We start from the raw sequence: 625 nt of genomic DNA, 5'->3' as shown, positions 1-625 counted from the left end.
ACAAGTATTCCTGGGATATACGCAGTAGGGGACATTTGCTCATACGAAGGGAAAGTAAAACTAATTGCTAGTGGTTTCGGTGAAGCTCCAGTGGCTATAAATGCTGCAAAATATTACATTGATCCAGCAGCAAAAAAACATGTCCCTCACAGTTCAGACATGTTTAAATAAATAAGAATTGCATGTGTTAAAATTTACATTATTAAACAAACTGTAAAGGGCATATTTGGTGCTGACCTAGAAACTGAGGTATTTATTTTAGGTGAAAAGTATTAACTGATAAAAAAGTTCATTAAGATTATGGAGGTTAAAAAATAGGTATTGTAGTAGTAGAAATATGTGAAAGTAATTTTATCAATCATCTTGATTTAGAAACCATAATTGAAACAGAGTACCCAGAAGTAGCAGTTATTCAAAATGACTGTCTCTCTTTTTGTGGAATGTGTGCACGCAGGCCATATGCAATGGTAAATGGGAAACGGATTTTTGCTAAAACCCCAGAAGAATGTTTAGAATTAATTCGTACGCGGATTGAAATGGAATTATCATTATATAAGTAAAGAACAATATATCCCGTACTCAAGACTAACCATTTTAAAGAAGGATAAATGAGTGGGGGATATAG

1 protein-coding gene and 1 pseudogene are annotated in these 625 nt (G+C 33.4%); both read left to right on the top strand.

Features of this window, described 5'->3' with window-relative positions; translation table 11 throughout:
• Positions 1–171: pseudogene (locus AC1DUW_RS31775) on the top strand (ferredoxin--NADP(+) reductase); the annotation flags it as partial.
• A 143-nt stretch (positions 172–314) separates the two neighbouring features.
• Positions 315–560 (top strand): YuzB family protein, encoded by a 246-nt coding sequence (locus AC1DUW_RS31770; protein WP_477644572.1) that lies wholly within the window; start codon positions 315–317, stop codon positions 558–560.
• The last annotated feature ends 65 nt before the right edge of the window (positions 561–625 follow it).

It is taken from the genome of Peribacillus sp. P4_C12 (genome assembly GCF_056402095.1).
The sequence above is the reverse complement of the archived record's forward strand: the minus strand, read 5'-3'. Positions and strand labels throughout refer to the sequence as shown.